At 66.3% G+C, this 21,983-nt stretch carries 18 protein-coding genes; 10 read left to right on the plus strand and 8 right to left on the minus strand.

Annotated features, from left to right (window positions below; all coding sequences use genetic code 11):
- Positions 1 to 29: 29 nt before the first annotated feature.
- The 7 genes from CJ177_RS18285 to CJ177_RS18315 all read right to left on the minus strand — a co-directional run bounded on the left by CJ177_RS18285 (position 30) and on the right by CJ177_RS18315 (position 8,915).
- A complete protein-coding gene (locus tag CJ177_RS18285) occupies positions 30 to 1,064 on the minus strand; it encodes an acyl-CoA dehydrogenase family protein (protein WP_095868284.1) in 1,035 nt (344 codons plus the stop codon).
- Complete coding sequence (locus CJ177_RS18290) at positions 1,064 to 2,212, minus strand: acyl-CoA dehydrogenase family protein (protein WP_005248527.1); 1,149 nt, start codon at positions 2,210 to 2,212, stop codon at positions 1,064 to 1,066. The genes CJ177_RS18285 and CJ177_RS18290 overlap by 1 nt, the downstream gene beginning before the upstream one ends.
- Positions 2,213 to 2,256: 44 nt before the next feature.
- Positions 2,257 to 3,783 (minus strand): acyl-CoA synthetase, encoded by a 1,527-nt coding sequence (locus CJ177_RS18295; protein ID WP_095868285.1) that lies wholly within the window; start codon positions 3,781 to 3,783, stop codon positions 2,257 to 2,259.
- 22 nt (positions 3,784 to 3,805) lie between these two features.
- Positions 3,806 to 4,963 (minus strand): acyl-CoA dehydrogenase family protein, encoded by a 1,158-nt coding sequence (locus CJ177_RS18300; protein ID WP_005248529.1) that lies wholly within the window; start codon positions 4,961 to 4,963, stop codon positions 3,806 to 3,808.
- A 56-nt stretch (positions 4,964 to 5,019) separates the two neighbouring features.
- Positions 5,020 to 5,832: a crotonase/enoyl-CoA hydratase family protein gene (locus tag CJ177_RS18305; protein WP_005248530.1), complete on the minus strand. Its 813-nt coding sequence runs from the start codon at positions 5,830 to 5,832 to the stop codon at positions 5,020 to 5,022.
- A 120-nt stretch (positions 5,833 to 5,952) separates the two neighbouring features.
- Complete coding sequence (locus CJ177_RS18310; RefSeq protein WP_179443274.1) at positions 5,953 to 7,488, minus strand: long-chain fatty acid--CoA ligase; 1,536 nt, start codon at positions 7,486 to 7,488, stop codon at positions 5,953 to 5,955.
- Positions 7,489 to 7,556: 68 nt separating this feature from the next.
- Positions 7,557 to 8,915 (minus strand): MFS transporter, encoded by a 1,359-nt coding sequence (locus tag CJ177_RS18315; RefSeq protein ID WP_095868287.1) that lies wholly within the window; start codon positions 8,913 to 8,915, stop codon positions 7,557 to 7,559.
- Between the two features lie 319 nt (positions 8,916 to 9,234).
- Between CJ177_RS18315 and CJ177_RS18320 the strand changes: the two genes are divergently transcribed.
- The 8 genes from CJ177_RS18320 (at position 9,235) to CJ177_RS18355 (ending at position 16,733) form a co-directional block, all read left to right on the plus strand.
- Positions 9,235 to 10,401, plus strand: coding sequence for a thiolase family protein (locus CJ177_RS18320; RefSeq protein ID WP_095868288.1), 1,167 nt, complete (start codon positions 9,235 to 9,237; stop codon positions 10,399 to 10,401).
- A gap of 191 nt (positions 10,402 to 10,592) precedes the next feature.
- On the plus strand, positions 10,593 to 11,051 hold the full coding sequence (locus CJ177_RS18325) for a MaoC family dehydratase N-terminal domain-containing protein (protein WP_095868289.1): 459 nt from the start codon (positions 10,593 to 10,595) through the stop codon (positions 11,049 to 11,051).
- A 60-nt stretch (positions 11,052 to 11,111) separates the two neighbouring features.
- Positions 11,112 to 11,915: an SDR family NAD(P)-dependent oxidoreductase gene (locus CJ177_RS18330; protein WP_095868290.1), complete on the plus strand. Its 804-nt coding sequence runs from the start codon at positions 11,112 to 11,114 to the stop codon at positions 11,913 to 11,915.
- Positions 11,916 to 11,951: 36 nt separating this feature from the next.
- A complete protein-coding gene (locus CJ177_RS18335; protein WP_095868291.1) occupies positions 11,952 to 13,097 on the plus strand; it encodes a CaiB/BaiF CoA-transferase family protein in 1,146 nt (381 codons plus the stop codon).
- A 28-nt stretch (positions 13,098 to 13,125) separates the two neighbouring features.
- Complete coding sequence (locus CJ177_RS18340; RefSeq protein WP_095868292.1) at positions 13,126 to 13,929, plus strand: SDR family NAD(P)-dependent oxidoreductase; 804 nt, start codon at positions 13,126 to 13,128, stop codon at positions 13,927 to 13,929.
- Between the two features lie 32 nt (positions 13,930 to 13,961).
- The gene (locus CJ177_RS18345) at positions 13,962 to 14,342 is read left to right on the plus strand and encodes a MaoC/PaaZ C-terminal domain-containing protein (protein WP_005248538.1); all 381 of its coding nucleotides are present in this window, start codon (positions 13,962 to 13,964) and stop codon (positions 14,340 to 14,342) included.
- 13 nt (positions 14,343 to 14,355) lie between these two features.
- The gene (locus CJ177_RS18350) at positions 14,356 to 15,513 is read left to right on the plus strand and encodes an acyl-CoA dehydrogenase family protein (protein ID WP_095868293.1); all 1,158 of its coding nucleotides are present in this window, start codon (positions 14,356 to 14,358) and stop codon (positions 15,511 to 15,513) included.
- A gap of 53 nt (positions 15,514 to 15,566) precedes the next feature.
- A complete protein-coding gene (locus CJ177_RS18355) occupies positions 15,567 to 16,733 on the plus strand; it encodes a thiolase family protein (protein WP_005248540.1) in 1,167 nt (388 codons plus the stop codon).
- A gap of 29 nt (positions 16,734 to 16,762) precedes the next feature.
- Here the strand turns inward: CJ177_RS18355 and CJ177_RS18360 are convergent, their stop codons facing one another.
- Entirely contained in the window at positions 16,763 to 17,911 is a 1,149-nt protein-coding gene (locus CJ177_RS18360; protein WP_095868294.1) for a TetR/AcrR family transcriptional regulator, read from the minus strand.
- 191 nt (positions 17,912 to 18,102) lie between these two features.
- On the opposite strand from CJ177_RS18360, the gene CJ177_RS18365 reads away from it, so the two are divergent.
- Positions 18,103 to 19,260, plus strand: a complete 1,158-nt coding sequence (locus tag CJ177_RS18365) for an acyl-CoA dehydrogenase family protein (RefSeq protein WP_095868295.1) — start codon at positions 18,103 to 18,105, stop codon at positions 19,258 to 19,260.
- 196 nt (positions 19,261 to 19,456) lie between these two features.
- Positions 19,457 to 21,820 carry an arylsulfatase gene (locus tag CJ177_RS18370; protein ID WP_061698470.1) on the plus strand — a complete coding sequence of 788 codons (2,364 nt, stop codon included), beginning with the start codon at positions 19,457 to 19,459 and terminating at the stop codon, positions 21,818 to 21,820.
- The last annotated feature ends 163 nt before the right edge of the window (positions 21,821 to 21,983 follow it).

Genomic DNA, 21,983 nt, shown 5'->3' on the forward strand with positions numbered 1-21,983 from the left:
CGTCAACCACGCACGGGCGGCGGAGCCGCCTAACCGTCGGTGATGAGCGGCCACAGGCCACGTTCCCCGGCCGCCGCCGCGGCCGCGACGAGCGCCTCGTCCCAATACCGGACCGAACCGTATTCCGAACGCCAGGCCAGCAACGCGTTCGTGTGCCGGTGCAGTTCGTGCTCCCTCGTGAAACCGATCGCGCCGAGACATTGATGGGCGTTGCGCACCACCACCGACGCCGCGTGGCCGGCGCACGACTTCGCGGCGGCGACGGCGAAACCGGCCTCCGAGCTACCGAAACCGTGTTCCTCGGCGATCGATACCGCGGCGTCGGCGGCGGCGCGTGCCAGGGCGCCCTCCGCAGCGATGTCGGCGACCATGGCCTGCACCGCCTGGAACTTGCCCACCGCGCGACCGAATTGCGTGCGCGCCGAGGTGTGCTCGACGACGAGGGCCAGGACGCGTTCCATGGTCCCGGCCATCGCGAGCGCCCGGGCGAGGGCGCCGCGCTGGAGGAACTCCGTTACGACGTCCGCGGGCACCGGCGTGCCCTGCTGCGCGGAGATGTCGACCCGGACGTGGTCCCGGGGCATCGACGCGAGGTTGGCCGCCTCCGTCACCTCGACATCCGAGCGGGCGAATTCGGTGACCCGCCATGTGCCGTCCGCCTCGCACAGGGCCACCAGCGCATGCACCGAGCGCGCCCATGGGACGTGCCGGGCGGTGCCGTCGGCGTCCAGCACGGCTGCGGTGCGGACCACGGCGGGGCCGGAGTTCGCGGTCGGGCATCCGGACCTGGCGAGCAGCCATCCCGCGAGCAGATCGTTCTCGGCGATCGGGAGATCAGTGGCGCCGGCGGCCGCGAGCAGGTACGCCGACTCCGTCCACCCGGCGTCGCTGCCACCCTCGGATTCGGGGCCGGTGAGCCTCGTGAGGCCGAGTTCGGCGAGCGTCGACCACAACTCTCGATCGAACTCCCGAGCCTCGCCCGGGGCCCGCCGATCTGTGGCGAAGACCTGGTCGAGCATGCGTGCGAACTCCCGCATCTCGGTGTCGGTTGCCGGTCCGGTCATCAGCGCATCCCCAATCCCCGCGCGATGACGCCGCGCAGAATCTCACTCGTACCGCCTCGCAGGGTGAATCCGGGGCGCTGCATCACGCCGGCACGGACCAGTTCGGCGAAGTGGTCGTCGCCTGCCTCCGGTTCGCCGGCCAGTTCCTCGACGAGGTCGGCGATGTCACCTTCGGTCTTGGTGCCGAGGACCTTCACCACCGAGGCGCCCAGCTCGGCGTCGTCACCACGCTCGAGTGCCTCCGACACCGCGCGGGACATGTGATGAAGGCCGAAGGTCCGGGCGACGAGCGCTCCGATGCGGGCATCGGCCGGTTGCCGTCCCTCCCGGATTTCCTCGGCCATCGCGGCGAGGATCGAGAACGTGGACATGAAACGTTCCGGACCACTGCGTTCGAACCCGAGCTCGGACGTGACCTGCTTCCAGCCTTCGCCGATGCGGCCGAGCACCAACTCGTCGGGCACGAACACCTCGTCGAGGATCACCTCGTTGAAATGGTGATCGCCCGACATCGAGAGGATCGGCCTGATCTGCACCCCCGGGGAGTCGAGCAGAACGATGAACTGGCTGAGTCCGGCGTGGCGCTGCGCCGGGTCCAGCGGAGCCGACCGCGCGAGCGCGAAGAAGGCGTCGGCACGGTGGGCGCCGGACGTCCACAATTTGGTCCCGGTGATCCGCCAGCCACCGTCGACCCGGACCGCTTTCGTGCGGACGCTCGCGAGGTCGGAGCCCGATTCCGGTTCGCTCATTCCGATCGCCCAGCTGATCTCGCCGCCCGCGATTCCGGGGAGGAACCGCTGCTTCTGTTCCTCGGTTCCGTAGGTGAGCAGCGACGGTGCGGCCTGCCGGTCCGCGACCCACTGTGCGGCAACGGGCGCGCCGACGGCCAGCAGTTCTTCGGTGACGACGAACCGCTCCATGAACGTGCGGCCCTGCCCGCCGTACTCCGCCGGGATCGTCATGCCCAGCCAGCCGCGGGCCGCGAGGGCCTTCGTGAAGTCCGGATTCCACCGGGTGAGCCACGTGTCCACACCGGGTGTGAACACGCCGGCGTCGATCTGCTCGCGCAGGAACGCTCGCACCTCGGCCCGCAACGCGTCGAGTTGGTGATCGGGTGGGCCCGCGGCCGGCACCACTTGTGTGTGCATGCTGTCTACTTCCGTTGACGAGTGTGTCGAATGCTTCCGCAGGCTCACGCCTGCAACGCGGCTTTGGCCAATTTTCCCGTGGGTGTCCGCGGCAGTTCCGTCACGAACTCGACGCTGCGCGGGCACTTGTACCCGGCGATACGCCCACGGCAGTAGTCGAGGAGTTCGGCGACGAGTGTGCCGTCACCCGCGACACCGGGAATGGGCTCCACCACCGCGTGCACCGACTGTCCCATGTCTTCGTCCGGCACACCGATCACGGCCACGTCGGCCACCTTCGGGTGGACCGCGAGGACGTTCTCGATTTCCTGCGGGTAGATGTTGACCCCACCGGAGATGATCACGAATTTCGCACGGTCGGTGAGGAACAGGTAGTCGTCTTCGTCCAGGAAGCCGATGTCCCCGGTCGTCACCCAGTCGGGGTGGCGGGGGTGACGCGACTGCGCCGTCTTGACCGGATCGTTGTGGTACTCGAACGAATGGCCGGGCCGGGCGAAGTAGATGAGCCCGACCTGTCCTGCCGGCAATTCGGTCCCGTCTTCTGCGCAGACGTGTGCCCGGCTGGTGGCACCCTGTCCGCGACCGACGCTGCCGGGTTTGCGCAGCCACTCCTGCGTCGTGATCACCGTGCTTCCCACCGACTCGGTCGACGAGTAGTACTCGTAGAGGATTTCGCCCCACCAGTCGATCATCGTCCGTTTGACCTCCGGTGGGCAGGGCGCCGCTGCGTGGATCGCGACACGCATGGACGAGAGGTCGTACCGGTTCCGCACCTCGTCGGGCAGCTTCAGCATCCTGATGAAATGTGTCGGTACCCATTGGCTGTGGCTGACGCCGTACCGCTCGAGGAACTGCAGACTCGACTCGGCGTCGAATCGGTCGGCCATCACCACGGTCCCGCCGAGAGCGTGGGCGCCGGCGCCGTAACGCAACGGCGCGGCGTGATAGATCGGAGCGGGAGAGAAATACACGGAATTCTCGTCGAAGCCGAAGTTACGCAGCAGCCCCACGAACTGGGGCCCCGGCTCGTCGCCGACCTGGTCGTCGGACGGGGCGACCACGATGCCCTTCGGTCGCCCGGTCGTCCCGGACGAGTACAGCATGTCCGAGCCGCGCGGCTGATCGCGCGGTGGTCGGGTGCTCAGGGACGCGACGGCACGGTCGTAGTCGTCGTGACCGGGCACCGCCCCGCCGAAGGCCAGCCTGCTGTGGACCTTCGGAGTCGAGTCGACGACGGCGGTCGCGAGCTCGGCCAGCGGGGCCGACACCACGAGGACCCGAGCGTCGCAGTCGTCGACGATGTAGGCGACCTCGGCCGGGGTGAGGTGGGTGTTGACGAAGGTCACGACCATGCCGGACCGCACGGCACCCCAGTAGATCTCGAATACCGTGGCGTCGTTGACCGACAGCACAGCGAGGTGGTCGCCGGGAGCGAGGCCCTGCCCCGTCAGCCAGTGCGCGAACTGCACGGATCTGTCCTCGAGTTCGCTGTAGGTCACGATCTTGCCGGTGGCGGCTTCGATGACGGCCGGCTTGTCGGGAGTGGTCGCGGCGTGGCGTCCGGGATACATGTGGTTCCTCCTTCGATCCGGTCTACAGCCCCAGGTCCTTGGCGATGATGGTCTTCATGACTTCGCTCGTTCCGCCGTAGATTCGGGTCACGCGGGTGTCGGCGTAAAGCCGTGCGATCGGGTACTCGGTGATGTAGCCGTACCCACCGTGCAACTGCAGGCACTTGTCGATCACTCGACCTGCGGTCTCGGTGCAGAACAGCTTGGCCCGCGCTGCGTCGGCCACGGTGAGCTCACCTCTGTCGAGGAGTTCGAGGGCGTTGTCGGCGAGGACCCGGGCCGCCTGGACTTCGGCGGAGCACTCGGCGAGCACGAACTTCGTGTTCTGGAACGAGGCAACGGCTTTGCCGAAGACGGTGCGGTCCTGCACGTACCGGGTGGCGTGCAGCATCGCCGCCTCGGCGTGCGCCACCGAGTTCAGTGCGATGCTCAACCGTTCCTGCGGAAGGTTGTGGGTGAGGTACCCGAACGCCTTACCCTCCTCACCCAGGAGGTTCGCGACCGGGACACGTACGTCGTGGTAGGACAGCTCGGCCGTATCCTGTTGATGCAGACCGAGTTTGTCGAGCTTGCGACCCACCTCGAATCCCTCGGACTCCTTGGGCACCCCGATGATGGACAGTCCGGACCGCCGGTTCTCCGGATCGAAAGGAGCTGTGCGGCAGACGGTCAGGACCAGGTCTGCCGTCACCCCGCCGGTGATGAACGTCTTGGCTCCGTTGAGCACGTAGTGTGTGCCGTCCGCGGAGAGCTTGGCGGTGGTGGTGATGTTGGCCAGATCCGAGCCCGTGCCCGGTTCGGTCATCGCGATCGCCGTCATCAATCGACCGGACGCGAAGTCCGGGAGCCACCGCTGCTTCTGTTCCTCGGAGCCGTATTCGAGGAGGTACCCCAGGATGATGCACGAGTGAACGGTGTACGAGCCGAACGACACTCCCGCCCGGGCGACCTCTTCGAAGACGATGGTGGCGAACTTGAAGCTCGTCTCGCCCCCGCCGCCGAACTCCTCGGGCACCGAGATGCCGAGGATTCCCAGTTCACCGAGTCGTTCGAAGAATTCGCGCGGTGGACGCCCGAGTTCGTCCCACTTCTCCCGGTTGGGTAGTACCTCGCGGGCGATGAATTCCCGGACCATCGTTCGGAACTCGTCGTGTTCCCGGTTGAAGAGTGTCCGCTTCACTGCGGGTCCTTTCGTTGCTGTACGTCGATGGGGTTGCAGAAGTCGCCGGGCGTCGTTCAGCTCCCGGTGAACTGCCCGGCCCGTCGCTCGACGAAGGCCGACAGGGCCTCGCCGTGGTCGGTGGTGTGATGCGAGAGCGCCTGCATCGCGGCGGAGAGTTCGAGCAGACTGTCGAGGTCCTGGCGTTGCCCCTCACGGAGGAGCTTCTTCGTCATCCGGAGGGCATGCGGCGGGTTGACCGCTACCCGCTCCGCCAGTTCGTGTGCCGTATCGAGCAGCAGTTCGGGGTCGACGACGCGCGAGACCATGCCCCAGTCGAGCGCGGTGGCCGCGTCCACCCGGTCGCCGGTGAACGCCATCTCGGCGGCGCGTGCGGCACCGATCGCCCGTGGCAGCAACCAGGCGCCGCCGTCGCCGGGGATGATGCCCAGTTTGACGAAACTTTCGGCGAAGAAGGCGTTGGTCGAAGCGACACGCATGTCGCACATCATCGCCAGATCGCAGCCGGCGCCGACGGCGGGACCGTTGACAGCCGCGATGATCGGGACCTCGCAGTGGTAGATCGCCTTGGGGAGCCGCTGAATGCCGCGGCGGTATCCCTCCCGCATCACGTGCGGGGCGCCGCCGAACATCCCGGCACGATCCGCCATGTTCTTGACGTTTCCTCCGGCGGAGAACGCGCTGCCGGCGCCGGTGAGGATGACGACCCGTGTGTCGACGTCCACGTTCGCCTCCTCGACGAGTTCGACCAGCCGATCGATGACGTCGTTCCCGGAGATGGGGTTGCGCGCGTCCGGCAGATTGATCGTCCAGGTGACGACATGGTCGCGACGGCTGGAGAGTACGACGTCGGCCGAGGTGGCGGTCATAAAACACCCTTCGAAGCAGAGGTTATTGACTATTCACTTTGTCCGACTTCTACCTGCATGTCAACAGAATCTTTCGGAATGTTCCGTGATTGCAGAATCGCTCGTCGGCAGAACGGCGTATCAGGTGTCCGCACGGCAGGCCGCCGCACGCAGGTCTCGCTTCAGCACCTTCCCCGCCGCCGAGACCGGAAGCGCATCGAGGAACTCGACCGTCCGGGGCACCTTGTATCCGGCGATGAGCCCTCGCACGTGTGCGCGCAGTTCGTCGGCGTCGGTACGTGCGCCCTCACGGAGCACGACGACGGAATGGACGCGTTCACCCCACCGCGTGTCCGGCACACCGATCACCGAGCACGCTTCGACTGCGGGATGGGCAGCGAGTGCGTTCTCCACCTCGGTCGAGTAGACGTTCTCACCGCCGGTGATGATCATGTCCTTGATCCGGTCGACCACGAAGAGATAACCGTGCCGATCCACGTAACCGATATCGCCGGTGTGCATCCAGCCGTTCCGCAACACGGCCGCGGTCTCCTCCGGTCTGTTCCAGTAGCCGAGCATGACGTGATCGCCTCGGGTCACGATCTCGCCGAGCACGCCGACGGACACCTCCCGGTCGTCGACGTCGACGACGCGAAGTTCGCAGTGCGGCAGTGCGCGACCCGCGGATCGGAGCACTTCACTTCCGGCCGCATGGTCATCCCGGCCGAGGACGGTGATGTGTGCCGTCTCGGTCATGCCGTAGCCCTGAGCGAAGCCGCTGTTCCGGAACACCGTCATGGCGCGTTGCAGCAACGTCGGCGAGATCGGCGACGCCCCGTACCGAACGGATTTCACGCTCGACAGGTCGTACGACTCGACATCCGGGTGCGCGACCAGCATCTGCAGCATCACCGGAACTGCCCCGACCGTGGTGACCCGGTGCCGTTGGATCGCCTCCAGCACGGCCCGGGGTGAAAACGTCGGCAGGAAGACCTGGGTACCACCCAGGAGGTTCTGCGTCGCCCAGGCCACGAGTCCCGCGATGTGGAACATCGGACTCACGACGAGGTTGACCCCACCCGGAAACACCGACTGGCACGCCGCCTGGGTGCCGAGCGCCGCTGTCAGCAGGTTCCGATGACTCACCATGACGCCCTTCGACACACCTGTCGTGCCACCGGTGTACAGCAGTGCGCCTATCACATCGCCACCGGTTCGCTTGTCCGGCGCCGGCTCGGAAGCGGCGATCAACTCCTCGTAGTCGGTCATCCCCTGCGCGGCCACACCGCTGCCGCAGTGCACCACCGCGCGGAGGTCGGCGCACTGTTCGCGGAACGCGGGCACCAGGTCAAGGAAGTCGTCGTCGACGAGCAGGACCACGGCCCCGGCATCCCGCAGAGAGTCCGCGATCTCCCGCCCGCTCCATCGAATGTTGACCGGATTCACCACGGCGCCCGCCCACCAGCAGGCGAGGAAGATCTCGTGATTGCGGTCGGAATTCAGCGTGAGGACGGCGACCCTGTCCCCTTCGGACACACCCAGTTCCTGCAGACCGCCCGACAGTCTCGCGACCCTGTCCGCGACGTCGCGGGTGGTGCGTACCCGGTCGCCGCAGATGGTCATCGGACTGTCGGGAGACTGCTGTAGTGCACGATGCAGGAACTGGGTCAGATACACGCGGACCTCCGGGTTCTCGGTCAAGGATGTAGTGGATCAGCAGATGTTGGTCCGTCACCGAAGTCATCTCAGATTCCCTGTTGCGGAACGTCGCCCGCGGCAAGCCCGCGAAGACGCCGCTTGTCGCGTTCGGGGTCGATGATCAGGGCGCCGAGAAGACCGGCCGCGACGGCCACGACTCCGAGGATCTGGAACGCCGTGGCGTAGCCCCCCGCCGACGTCGCGGCCGCATCGACGATGCGTCCCATCAGGTACGGCGCGATGAACCCGCCGATAGCCATCAGGGACAGGAAGACACCCAGTGTCCCCGCGACCTGCCTCGGGGGGCAGAGTTCGGCCACCGCGGCATTGAGCAACGGGAATACCGGTGAGCCGACCGCGTACCCGATCGAGACGACGAGCACGGCGAACACCGGAGTGGTGATGTACGGCAACGTCGCGAGGATGCACCCACCGATGACGAGACCGACCACCGGCATGATCACCCGCGCCGTTCTCATGCTCACGCCACGTACGACGAGACGATCACTGAACCACGTGGAACTCAGCATGATGACGAGTCCGAACAGGCTCGGGATGGAGAACATGGATCCGGCCTGCAACCGGCTGTAGCCGAGGCCGGTCTCGAAATACGACGGCAACCAGGTGAGCACGACGGACACCAGCGCATACACGCTGATCACGATCAGGGCTCCGCCGACAAAGGTGGGTGAGCGGAAGATCCGCGTCCACGGCACCGCCGGCTCGGCCTCGCCGTGGGGCGCGGCGGAGTCGCCGCCGCCGTCGGCAGGCGAAGTGTCGCGGCGCCGGTAGGGCCCCTCCGACCACACGAGTAGCCAGAGAACGCACCAGCCGAGACCGATGATGGACAAGGCCACCAGGGCGGATCGCCATCCCCACGCGACGGCGACGTACGCCAGCATCGGAGCGATCGCGATCTTGGCGATCGATGCCGCGCACGCGAGGAGCGCGCCGGGAAGGCCGCGGCGAGCGGGCGGATGCCAGGAATACGTCGCGGTGTACAACAGCGCCGAGTTCGGGCCCTCCGCCAACCCGAGAAGCATCCGGCTCGCCAGAAGCGTGGCGAACCCGGCCGCCACGATGAGCGGCAGCATGGCCACCGACCACAGGATCGCGAGAATCGCGAGGGCCCAGCGCAGACCGAGCCATCGGTCCAGGACGCCCGAGAGCAACCCGCCGAGCGACAGCATCAGGAAGAAGACGCTTCCCGCGAGACCGATCTCCGAAGAGGACAGACCGAGTTCGTGTGCGAGCGGTTGGGCGATGATCCCCAGCACCGCCTTGTCGGCGAAATTGACCATGTACATGAGTACGAGCACGCCCGTCAGCCCCCAGGCGGTGCGGCGGGATTCGCCGGCGTCCCCGAGAGCGGAGAGCCGCCTGGTGGTTCTCTGATCTGCAACCACAAAAACTCCTCGGTGGTGAGTATCGATTCTCGTACCAACGCCGGCCCGGACACGGAAGGCCTTCGACGTGACGGGCATCACATGCGGACTTTCAGTCCAGAAGTCAATCATTGAAACTGCTATCTAGCAAGTGCTATGTCGAGAAATGTGAATTTGCTATAACCTGACAGGCATCCGCCGATACGGCACCGGGAAGCGGTTCGCCTGCTCGCTGCCATCCACGGCAGCGGACAGCGGTAAGCCAATACTGAGGTTATTGACTGTTCACTTCCAGTAATCGCCCGGAGAACTGTCCGTGACCTGCACGAGGAGGAATTACATGCACGACGCTGTGATCGTCGACGCCGTCCGCACACCGGTGGGCCGACGGGGCGGAGCACTCGCCGGGATTCATCCCGTCGATCTGTCCGCGCACGTACTGCGCGCCCTGAGCGATCGGAACGATCTGGATCCGACTTCCGTGGACGACGTGCTGTGGGGCTGCGTGAGCCAGGTCGGCGAACAGGCGGGCGGCGTCGGCCGCTTCGCGGTGCTTGCCGCCGGCTGGCCCGAGTCGGTACCCGGCGTGTCGATCGAACGCGCCTGCGGGTCGTCTCAACAGGCCCTCCATTTCGCCGCGGCGAGCGTGATCAGCGGTCAGTACGACATCGCCATCGCCGGGGGCGTCGAGAGCATGAGCCGCGTTCCGATGGGATCGGCGCGCAATGCCGCGGGATGCGGCGCACCGTTCGGCCCACTCGTCCGGGAGCGGTACGACCACGTCGAGTTCAACCAGGGCGTCGGCGCCGAGATGATCGCCGAGAAATTCGCCCTGAGCCGGTCCCGGCTCGACCAGCATGCGCTGGACTCGCACGCGCGTGCCGCCGCAGCCATCGACGAGGGGCGATTCGAGGGGCAGATCGCCCCGGTCGAGGTGACCGGTCCGGACGGGGCGTCGTTCGTGTTCGATACCGACGAGGGTGTGAGGCGCTCGTCGACGCCGGAGCGCCTGAGCGCACTCCCCACCCCGTTCAAGGAGGACGGCCGGATCACCGCCGGCAATTCGTCACAGATCTCGGACGGCGCCGCAGCACTGCTCGTGACCAGCAGCGAGGTTGCCGCGCGCCACGGCTGGAATCCGCTCGCCCGCATCCACACGGTGGCCCTCGCCGGCGTCGATCCGGTGACGATGGCCACCGGCCCGATCCCGGCCACCGCCAAGGTGCTTGCCCGGGCCGGGCTGTCCCTCGGTGACATCGGGGCATTCGAGATCAACGAGGCGTTCTCGTCGGTCACTCTGGCCTGGCTACAGGAGACCGGCGCCGACTACGCGAAGCTCAATCCGCTGGGCGGCGCGATGGCGATCGGTCACCCGCTCGGCGGCTCGGGCGCCCGGCTGGCGACCACACTCGTACACCACATGCGCGACAGCGGAATTCGGTACGGCCTGCAGTCGATGTGCGAGGCGGGCGGCATGGCCAACGCGATGATCCTCGAACGTCTCTGATCGGAATCCCCCGTCGGAACACTGCGTCGTGAAAATTCTCGATCACCTCGAGCTCGCCCTATCCATCCTTGACATAGCGCTATGTGTAACGCAAAGTGAATATGCGCTAACCATCTGGTGAAGCTTGCACCGGGTAAGGCGCAGGCCCCGATCCTCGCGGCAGTCGCCGCCCTCATACACAAGGAGTTGCCGTGGCAAGTCTCGATCCCGGCGTCATCGGCACCCGGATTCCCGAGCACACCGTGGAGGTCGAGCGCGGGCGACTGTCCTTCTTCGCCCGCGCCACCGGGCAGGACGACCCGATCTACACCGATCCGAGTGCCGCGGCGGAAGCCGGCCACCGCGACCTGCCGGTGCCGCCGACCTTCCTGTTCTGCCTCGACATGGAGCGGCCGAGCCCCTCGACCTTCTACACGGACCTCGGCATCGACATCCGCACGATCCTGCACGGCGAGCAGTCGTTCACCTACCACGCCACCGCGTACGCCGGTGACATCCTTCACTTCTCGACCGAAGTCACCGACTGCTACGCCAAGAAGGGCGGAGCGCTCCAGTTCCTCGTCCGCACCACCGAGGTCACCCGCCACGGCGAGCCGATCGCCCAGCTCCGATCGACCACCGTCATCCGCGACCCGAGAGCGCCCGCGTAGCCGTACGGCACGACGCCACAGAATATTTCATTCATCACGAACCTCGAGGAACAACACATCATGGGAACTCTGGACGGAAAAGTCGCCCTCGTCTCCGGCTCCGGCCGCGGCATCGGCCGGGAAATCGCACTCAAGCTCGCGTCCGAGGGCGCCGCCGTCGTGGTCAACGACCTCGACCCCGCACCCGCCACCCAGACCGAGCAGGACATCAAGGCCGCCGGCGGACAGGCCGTCACCTGCGTCGAATCGGTGACGCAGGACGGATTCGCGGAACGATTCGTGAACACCGCCGTCGAATCGTTCGGCGGCCTCGACATCATCGTCAACAACGCCGGCTACACCTGGGACACCGTCATACAGAAGATGACCGACGAACAGTGGGACACGATCCTGGACGTGCACCTGAAGGCGCCGTTCCGGATTCTGCGTGCCGCCCAGCCGTACATCAAGGCCAACCCGACCGACTACCACCGCAAGGTCGTCAACGTTTCGTCGGCCGCGGGAGTGTTCGGCAATCCCGGACAGTCCAACTACGCCGCCGCGAAAGCGGGCGTCATCGGACTGACCAAGACCCTCGCCAAGGAGTGGGGCCGCTACAAGGTCAACGTCAACGCCGTCGCATTCGGTTTCATTCTCACCCGTATGACCGACGCGGTGTCGGGCGAAGACACGTTCGTCGAGATCGGCGGCCGCAAGATCAAGGCGGGTGTCAGTCAGGCGGTGATGGATCGGGTGAAGACGTCCAACCCACTCGGCCGCCCGGGTACGCCCGCCGAAGCCGCCGGAGCGGTGTACGTGCTCTGCGCACCGGAGACCGACTACGTCAGCGGCCAGTGCCTGAACGTCGACGCCGGTTCACGCTGACCCCCGGACCGATCCCCCTGCCAAGGAGCGCTTCTCATGAGCACTGACCCCACCACCGCCGCGAGCGGACCCCTCACCGGACTGCGGATCGTCGAGCTCGGCGGGATCGGGCCGGGCCCGTTCTGCGGTATGTTACTCGCCGATCAGGGCGCGGACGTGATCCGCATCGACCGGCACACCGAGGTCGGAAACCGAACCGGACATCCTGTGCTGCATCGCAATCGGCGGTCCGTCGCCCTGGATCTGAAGAATCCGCGTGACGTCGAGACCGTGCTGAAGATCATCGACACCGCCGACGCGGTGATCGAGGGCTTCCGGCCCGGTGTCACCGAACGTCTGGGCCTCGGGCCCGACAGCTGCCTGGCCCGGAATCCGAAGCTGGTGTACGGCCGCATGACGGGCTGGGGCCAGGACGGGCCGCTGGCGCAGGAGCCGGGCCACGACATCAACTACATCGCCTTGACGGGCGCCCTCGGCGCAATGGGCTCGGACGGTGACGTTCCCCCGGTGCCGTTGAACCTGATCGGCGACATGGGCGGCGGCGGAATGCTTCTCGCCCTGGGGATGACGACGGCAATGCTCCGGTCCCGTATCGACGGGCGCGGACAGGTGGTCGATGCGGCGATGACCGACGGCACCGCGGTGCAGCTGGCCCTGATCCACGGTCTGCTCGCCCGCGACCGGTGGGTGGACCGGCGGGCGTCGAACATGTTCGACGGCGCGGCGCCGTTCTACCGGACATACCGTTGCGCGGACGGACGATTCGTGGCCGTCGGCTGCGTGGAACCGCAGTTCTATGCCGCGATGCTCCGGGTGCTGGACCTGACCGACGACCTGCATTTCGCCAGGCAACACGACCGCGACGCCTGGCCGACGATGGCCGAACGACTGGCCCAGGTCTTCTCGACCCGGCCCCGCACCGAGTGGGAGTCGATGTTCGACGGACAGGGCGCGTGTGTCTCTCCTGTCCTGACCCTCACCGAGGCCGCCGCGCACCCGCACAACGTGAGCCGCGGAACCTTCGGCACCTTCGGTGACGGTTTCGTGCAACCCTCCCCCGCACCCCGTTACCTGGGAACGCCCGCTTCGGCGCCCACACCCGCGCCGTACGTCGGCGCCCACACCCGCGAGGTCCTCGCCGAGATCGGCGTCGACGCCGGCGCCGCGGCAGCCCTCGCCTGACGACTACACGAACAGGACGTACGACACCATGGGAACTCTCGACGGAAAAGTCGCCCTCGTCTCCGGCTCCGGCCGCGGCATCGGCCGCGAGATCGCACTCAAGCTCGCCTCCGAGGGCGCCGCCGTCGTGGTCAACGACCTCGACCCCGCACCCGCCACCCAGACCGAGCAGGACATCAAGGCCGCCGGCGGACAGGCCGTCACCTGCGTCGGATCGGTGACGGAGGACGGATTCGCGGAACGATTCGTGAACACCGCCGTCGAATCGTTCGGCGGCCTCGACATCATCGTCAACAACGCCGGCTACACCTGGGACTCCGTCATCCAGAAGATGACCGACGAACAGTGGGACACGATTCTCGACGTCAACCTCAAGGCGCCGTTCCGGATCCTGCGCGCCGCCCAGCCGTACATCAAGGCCAACCCGACCGACTACCACCGCAAGGTCGTCAACATCTCCTCGACGTCCGGCTTCTACGGCAATGCGGGACAGGCGAACTACGGTTCCGCGAAAGCCGGGCTCATCGGACTGACCAAGACCCTCGCCAAGGAGTGGGGCCGCTACGGGGTCAACGTCAACGCCGTCGCCTACGGCTTCATCGTCACCCGCATGACCGAGGTCACGGCCGAGACGAACACGACGCTGAACATCGACGGGCGCGACATCCGCGTCGGCGTCAACCCCGACCGCATGGCGGCGATGGCGACCACGAGCCCGTTCGGCCGGGGCGGCACCCCGAAGGAAGCCGCCGGAGCGGTGTACCTCCTCTGCACACCCGAATCCGACTACGTCAACAGCCAGTGCCTGGTGGTCGACGCCGGTCGGGTCTGAGCGACAACTGCGACGCAAGAAAGACGGCTGAGATGAATTCCGGAGACGCCCTCACCCTCGAACTACCGAAGATCACTCGCTCCACGCTCGCCCTGTACGCGGGCGCGTCGGGTGACCACAATCCGGTGCACATCGACAGCGACGCGTGCACCGCCGTCGGAATTCCCGACGTGTTCGCCCACGGCATGCTGTCGATGGCCTATCTCGCGCGATTGCTGACGAACTACGTTGCACAGGAACGCATCCGCTCGTACAGCGTCCGCTTCTCGGCGATCACACCGGTCAACTCGACTCCGTCTTGCACCGGGACGGTGGTGAAGGTCGAGAACGGTCTCGCCCACCTCGACCTCACCGTGACTCTGCCGGACGGAACGGTCACCCTCCAGGGGTCCGCCGTCGTCACGGCGAACTGAAAGGACATCAGAGATGAAACGCACGGTCTACAACGACGAGCACGAGGCGTTCCGGGACACCATCCGGACATTCATCGCCAAGGAGATCACTCCGCACTACGCGGACTGGGAGGCGGCGAACCGCGTTCCGCGCGAACTGTTCACCAAACTCGGCGACCTCGGCGCCACCGGCTTCGGCATCCCGGAGGAATTCGGCGGCGCCGGCGACGCAAGTTTCAAGTTCCAGGCCATCATGCAGGAGGAAGCCGCCCGCGCCGCCGTCGGATTCGGCCACTACTCGGTGAGCATCGGCATCGTGCTGCCGTATCTGCTGCGGTTGGCCGACGACGTGCAGAAGAAGCGGTGGCTCCCCGGAGTGGCCTCCGGCGAGACGATGCTGTGCATCGCCATGACGGAACCGGGCACCGGTTCCGACCTCGCGGGGATCAAGACCACGGCGAAGCTGTCCGAGGACGGCACGCATTACATCCTCAACGGCGCCAAGACCTTCATCACCGGCGCGGTCAACTCGGAACTCTGCGTGGTCGTGGCCCGCACGTCGGCCCCCACCGCGGACGATCGCCGTTTCGGTCTGAGCCTGCTGGTCGTTCCGACCGACAGCCCCGGGTTCGACTACGGCCGCAAGCTGGAGAAGCTGGGCCTGCGTGCCAGCGACACCAGCGAGTTGTCCTTCACCGACGTGGTGGTTCCGGTGGAGAATCTGCTCGGCGAGCAGGATCGGGGTTTCTCCTATCTGGGGCAGAACCTGCCCCGCGAGCGCCTGTCCATCGGAGTCGGCGGCGTTTCGTCCGCAGCCGCCGCGGTCCGCTTCGCGAAGGATTACGTGACCGAGCGCAACGTGTTCGGCAAACCGGTGTCGAGTTTCCAGAACACCAAATTCGTGCTCGCCGAGTGCGCCACGGATGTCGAGGCCGCGCAGGTTTTCGTGGACCGAGGACTCGAACTGGACGATTCCGGCGAGCTCACCGCAGCCGACGCCGCGCGGATCAAACTGTTCTGCACCGAAGTCGCGGCGCGCGTCATCGACAAATGCCTGCAGCTGCACGGCGGCTACGGCTACATGCTCGAATACCCCATCGCGCGTCTCTACGCGGACACCCGCGTCAGCCGCATCTACGGCGGCACCAGCGAGGTCATGAAGACCATCATCGCCAAGGACATGGGCCTGTAGGCCCGCACGTCCACCGCCCCAACCCCTGATCCCCTAGTACACCTGGAGTTCCCATGCGCGACGCAGTCATTGTCGACGCCGTCCGGACCGCGGTCGGCAAACGGGGCGGTGCACTGTCCCGAATGCACGCGGCCTCGTTGTCCGCCCACGTGCTCGGCGCGCTCGCCGACCGGGTCCGGCTCGATCCGGGTCTCGTCGACGACGTGGTCTGGGGCTGCGTCGGCACGCTCGGCATGCAGTCGGGCTGCATCGCCCGGTCCGCCGTGCTCGCCGCCGGCTGGCCCGAGCACGTACCCGGCGTCACCGTCGACCGCCAGTGCGGGTCTTCGCAGCAGGCCGTGCATCAGGCCGCCGCGGGGGTGATCTCCGGGCAATACGACGTCGCGGTCGCGGGAGGCGTCGAGATGATGAGTGCCGTCCCCCTCGGATCCGCCCGCGCCGCAGGTGACTTCGGGGAGCCCCACGGACCTCTCGTCTGGGACCGTTACGACGGGGTGCGGTTCAACCAGGGCATGGGCGCACAGCTGATCGCCGACGAATACGGTCTCACCCGCACCGAGTTGGATCAGCATGCTCTCGATTCCCACGCCCGGGCCGCGGCCGCCTTCGACGGGGGCCGCTTCAAGGACCAGATCACTGCCGTCGACGTCACCGACGCCGAGGGCAGCGCACATGTCTTCGACACCGACGAAGGCGTGCGGCGCGGCGGCACGCTCGACACACTGGCGCGGCTGCGTCCGGCGTTCGACGAAGACGGCACCATCACCGCGGCGAATTCGTCCCAGATCTCCGACGGGTCCGCGGCACTGCTCATCACCACCAGCGAATTCGCGAAGGAGCAGGGCTGGACCCCGATCGCCCGGATCCACACGGCGGTGGTCACCGGCACCGATCCCGTGACGATGCTGAAGGGGCCCATTCCGGCGACCGCCAAGGCATTGGCGAAGTCCGGGCTGTCCGTCGACGACATCGGCGCGTTCGAGATCAACGAGGCGTTCGCCTCGGTGTCCCTGGCCTGGCTGCGCGAGACGGGCGCCGACTACGAGCGGCTGAACCCCAACGGCGGCGCGATGGCGCTGGGGCACCCGATCGGCGGGTCCGGCGCCCGGCTCATGACCACCCTGGTGCATCACATGCGCGACGAAGGCATCCGCTACGGGCTGCAGTCGATGTGCGAGGGTGGCGGCATGGCCAACGCGACGATCCTCGAAGTGCTCTGACGGCGACGCGTCCTCGTTCGGGAGCTGCCTCAGTTGCCCAGCAGGACCGCGGTACCGATCTCGGCGAGGCGGTCCGCAAGATCCGGGCGACGCCGAAGCCTGCCGGTACGAACCGCGTTCTCCACCACGGTGAGTGCAGCGCTGACCGTGATCCTCGCCTCGGCCGTTGTGAGGCCGGGTTTCACCTCGTCCAGCACCTGCACCCACAGACCGAGATATTCGCGCTGACTCTGCTCGCACGTCTTGCGGAACTTGTCGGGTAGTTGGTCGAGTTCGCTGATCAACACCCCGAGGAGGTGGCGTTCGGTGATCGCGAAGTCGATGTGCGCCTTCAGAAGCCCGATCAGGGCCTCTTCCGGGCTACCGGCCTCCGCCATCGCCCGCGACGCCCCGAGCCTCCGGCGCTCTCCACCCCGTGACACGGCGGCGACGAGGAGGTCGACCTTGGCGTCGAAGTGGTTGTAGACGTTGGGACCTGTGGTGCCGGCGGCCTCACCGATCTCCTCGGTGTTCACGGACTGGTATCCGCGCTCGTCGAAGAGTCGGATCGCCTCGATCAGGAGCAGTTCGCGTCGCGGAAGAGCCACGGTGACAGAACTGGTCGGCGGCTGGTCCCGGGACTCCGTGACGCCCAGACTCGCCTGACAGGCCCTCTCGGCAAGGTCGTACAGCAGCGCCTCCATCTGCTTCCTCGCGAGCGCCACGCGGTGTCCCGAGACACTGCCGAAGACCGCGATCACGCTCCACCCGAGGAGGTACTCGTCGCCTTCGTGCAGTTCGGGACGCTCGGCGCGAATCAGCGAGGCCACCCGCGCGGCGACGTCTGTGACCTGCGTCCGCATGAGCTCGCGCTGTTCCGCCGGAAGGTGCCTGGCCTCGCGCTGCCACAGCAGCGACAGCCCGCGGCGCCGCGACACGGATGACGACAGATTGGTCAGCAGCGCCTTCAGGTCTTCGGATTCCGAGACCGTGGCGACCAGCGAGTCGATGCCTGCCTGGACTGCGTTGTGAAGCAGATCGGGTTTGTTGCGAAAGTGGCGGTACAGAGCGGGAGCGGTGATCCCGACTTCGGCGGCGACATCGGCTACGGACACGTTGTGGTATCCGCGTTCGCGGAACAGGTCTCCCGCCGCGACGATGATCTGCTGCTTGCGGTCGTGGGGTCTGCGTACGACCATGCTGGCATCCTCCGTGTCCCTGCGGAATCCCCTCGCCCGATGCCGATTTGCAACGATATGAGGTAAGATTCACTTATTCGCGAAAAGAGCAAGCTCTCTCGCAATTCTTCCCAATCATCTGGTTAGGGAATCTTACCTCACGTGCTGCCCGGCCCTGTCTCGCCGGAGCACTGACCGAAGGGACACCGACCGTGAAGCGAACCGTGTTCGACGAAGATCACGAAACCTTCCGCAAGACTATCCGCGAGTTCATCACCAGGGAGGTCACGCCGTCGTACGCCGAATGGGAGCGGGACGGCATGGTGCCGCGCACGCTCTACCGACGACTCGGCGAACTCGGAGTGTTCGGCATCGAGATACCCGAGCAGTACGGCGGGGCCGGGGAGACCAGCTTCAAGTACCAGGCGGTGATCCGCGAGGAAACGGCCCGCGCCGGCGTCAGCTTCGGCGCCGACGTGGTGCACACGTGCCTCGTGCAGCCCTACCTGCTGGAATACGGTACCGAGGAGCAGAAGCAACGATGGCTGCCACGGTTCGTCGCCGGCGAGATGATGACCGCCATCGCGATGACCGAGCCCGGCGCGGGTTCCGATCTGGCGGGAATCAAGACCACCGCCGCGTTGTCCGAAGACGGCACGCATTACGTGCTGAACGGCGCGAAGACCTTCATCACCGGTGGCGCACAGGCAGATCTGATCCTGGTGGTGTGCCGCACCTCCCCGCTCGATCCCGGCAACCGCAGAGGTGGCCTGTCCATCCTGTGCGTCGACACCGCCTCGGAAGGCTTCGTCGTCGGACGCAAGCTGGACAAGATCGGCCTGCGTGCGCAGGACACCGCCGAGTTGTCGTTCACCGATGTGTCGGTCCCCGTCGAGAATCTCCTCGGCGAGGAGGGCGCAGGATTCTCCTACCTGACTCGCAACCTGGTGCGGGAACGCCTGGGAGCAGCGGTGGGTGCCTACGCGAACGCGAGTGCGGCGATCGAATTCGCGAAAGCCTACGTGCTCGAGCGCCGGGTCTTCGGCACCCCGGTGGCGGCATTTCAGAACACGAAGTTCGTGCTCGCCGAGTGCGCGACGGAGGTGCAGGCCGCTCAGAGCATGGTCGACCGCGCTCTGGACCTCGACGAGATCGGCGAGTTGACGGTCGCCGACGCGGCGAAGATCAAGCTGTTCTGCACCGAGGTCGCCGGGCGCGTCATCGACAAGTGCCTGCAATTGCACGGCGGTTACGGCTACATGCGCGAGTACCCGATTGCCCGGCTGTACGCCGACACCCGGGTCAACCGGATCTACGCCGGTTCCAGCGAGGTCATGAAGACGATCATCGCGAAGGACCTCGGCGTGTAGGCGCTTCGCGCCCGTGAGTGGTTAACGAGTCTCTGCACTCGCTAACCGCGCACGGGCGGCGGAGCCGCTCACCGGGATCACCCTCCCCGGGTGATCCCGGTGACGGCACTGCGCGGTTAGCGTCGCCGGAGAGCCGCACACCTGTATTCGCGGGCGGGCCCCGACTGCCGCCCACATCAGCCGCAGAGAGGTAGCCATGGCAACCGATTCGACGGAGATCCAACGCGGAACCCTTCCGATTCCCGACCTCGAATACACGGGAACGGTGACGTACGACGCGACGGATCCGGACACGAGCTATCCGCCGATTCGCAGGCTGCTCCCACCCGACGGCGCCCCGAACGTGCTGGTCATTCTCGTCGACGACACGGGGTTCGGCGCGTCCAGCTCGTTCGGCGGGCCGGTGGAGACGCCGAACTTCGAACGCGTCGCCGCTCAGGGACTCAAGTACACCCGTTTCCATACGACGGCGCTGTGCTCGCCGACGCGCGCGGCTCTGCTGTCCGGCCGCAACCACCATACGGTCGGGATGGGCGGTATCACCGAAATTGCCACGAGTGCACCCGGTTACAGCTCACTGAGGCCCAACAACTGTGCCCCGCTCGCGGAGATACTCAAGCTGAACGGATACAACACGGCACAGTTCGGGAAGTGCCACGAGGTCCCGGTCTGGGAGTCCTCACCGGTCGGCCCCTTCGACCACTGGCCGCACCCGGGCGGGGGCTTCGAGTACTTCTACGGGTTCGTCGGCGGCGAAACCAATCAGTGGTATCCGGCGATCTACGAGAACACTTCGCCGCTCGAACCGTGGGGCACCCCGGAGGAGGGGTACCACTTCATGGCCGACATGGCGGACAAGGCGATCGCCTGGACCAAACAGCAGAAGGCCCTGGCACCCGACAAGCCGTTCTTCACGTATTTCGCGCCCGGCGCCACCCACGCCCCGCACCACGTGCCGAAGGAATGGGCCGACAAGTACCGGGGCAAGTTCGATCAGGGCTGGGACACACTACGCGAAGAGACCTTCGCGCGGCAGAAAGAACTCGGGGTGGTCCCGCAGGACGCCACCCTCACCGCCCGGAGCCCGGGCATTCCCGCCTGGGAGGAGATGAGCGAGAAACTCCGGCCGGCGCTCGCCCGCCAGATGGAGGTCTACGCCGGATTCCTCGCCTACACCGACCACCACGTGGGACGCGTTCTGGACTCACTGGAAGACCTCGGCGTCCTCGACGACACTCTCGTCTACGTCATCATCGGCGACAACGGCGCGTCCGCCGAGGGAACCATGAAGGGCACCACCAACGAGAGCTTCATCATCAACCACATGGATCATCTCGAAACCGAGGACTACATGATCGAGCACATCGACGACCTCGGCACCCCCGACTCCTACAACCACTACGCCATCGGCTGGGCACACGCGATGGACACCCCGTATCAGTGGACCAAGCAGGTGGCCTCACACTGGGGCGGTACCCGCAACGGAACGATCGTGAGCTGGCCGAACGGCATCGCGGCACGCGGCGAGATCCGCCACCAGTTCGCACATGTCATCGATGTCGCACCCACGGTCCTCGCGGCGGCCGGCATTCCCGAACCGAGCACGGTGCACGGCGTCACACAGCGCCCGTTCGAGGGGACGGCGATGAACTACTCCTTCGATGCCGCCGATGCACCGGAACAGCACGAGACGCAGTACTTCGAGATGTTCGGCAACCGGGCGATCTTCCACAAGGGCTGGACCGCGGTCGCCAAACACAAGGACCCGTGGCTCGCCTCGTCGCACGGCCTCGACGCCGACGTGTGGGAGTTGTACAACGTGGAAGAGGACTGGACGCAGTCGCACGACCTCGCGGACGAGTACCCGGACAAGCTGGCCGACCTGCAGCGACTGTTCCTCATCCAGGCGGCGCGATTCAAGGTGCTGCCCATGGATACGCGGTCGGCGGAGCGGTTCAACGACGAACTGGTCGGCAGACCCACGCTGATCCAGGGGACCTCCCAGACGTTCTATCCAGGGATGAAGAGGCTCAGCGAGAACTCCGTCATCAACGTCAAGAACAAGTCGCACTCGATCACCGCGAAGGTGACTGTCCCGGAATCGGGCGCGAACGGGGTCATTCTCGTCCAGGGCGGGGCGTTCGGGGGCTGGAGTGTGTACACGAAGGACTGCTACCTGAAATACACCTACAACGTCCTCGGTTTGAACGAGTACACGACCACCTCTGACCAGCCATTATCCCCCGGAGATCACGAAGTGCGCATGGAGTTCGACTACGAGGGCGGCGGTCTCGGTAAAGGCGGCACCGTCACCCTCTACGCGGACGGACACTCCATCGGTTCCGGGAAGGTGGAACGAACACTGCCTTTCATGTTCTCGATGGACGAAACGGTGGACGTCGGAATCGATGTCGCCTCCCCCGTCTCCAGCGAGTACGGCCCGACCGGAAACGGTTTCACCGGGGACATCGCGTGGGCACGTATCGATATCGGGGACGACGACCACAGTCACCTGGCCGATCCCGAGCACAGGATGACGATCGCGATGACGAAGCAGTAGTCCGAACGACATCACGAAAGCGTGGCATTCCCTTCGGTAAAACACGTTCACCCACACAAAACAACGCATTCTCGCTAAAATCATCGCACCGGCCTACGGCGTCGGGGATTGGCGTTTGTCGAAGATCGTTTCTCGGTGCAGCGAGAATTGGGGGTCGGCGTGA

The sequence above is a fragment of the Rhodococcus sp. ACPA1 genome (genome assembly GCF_002300195.1).
In the GTDB taxonomy this organism is placed as follows: domain Bacteria; phylum Actinomycetota; class Actinomycetes; order Mycobacteriales; family Mycobacteriaceae; genus Rhodococcus_F; species Rhodococcus_F opacus.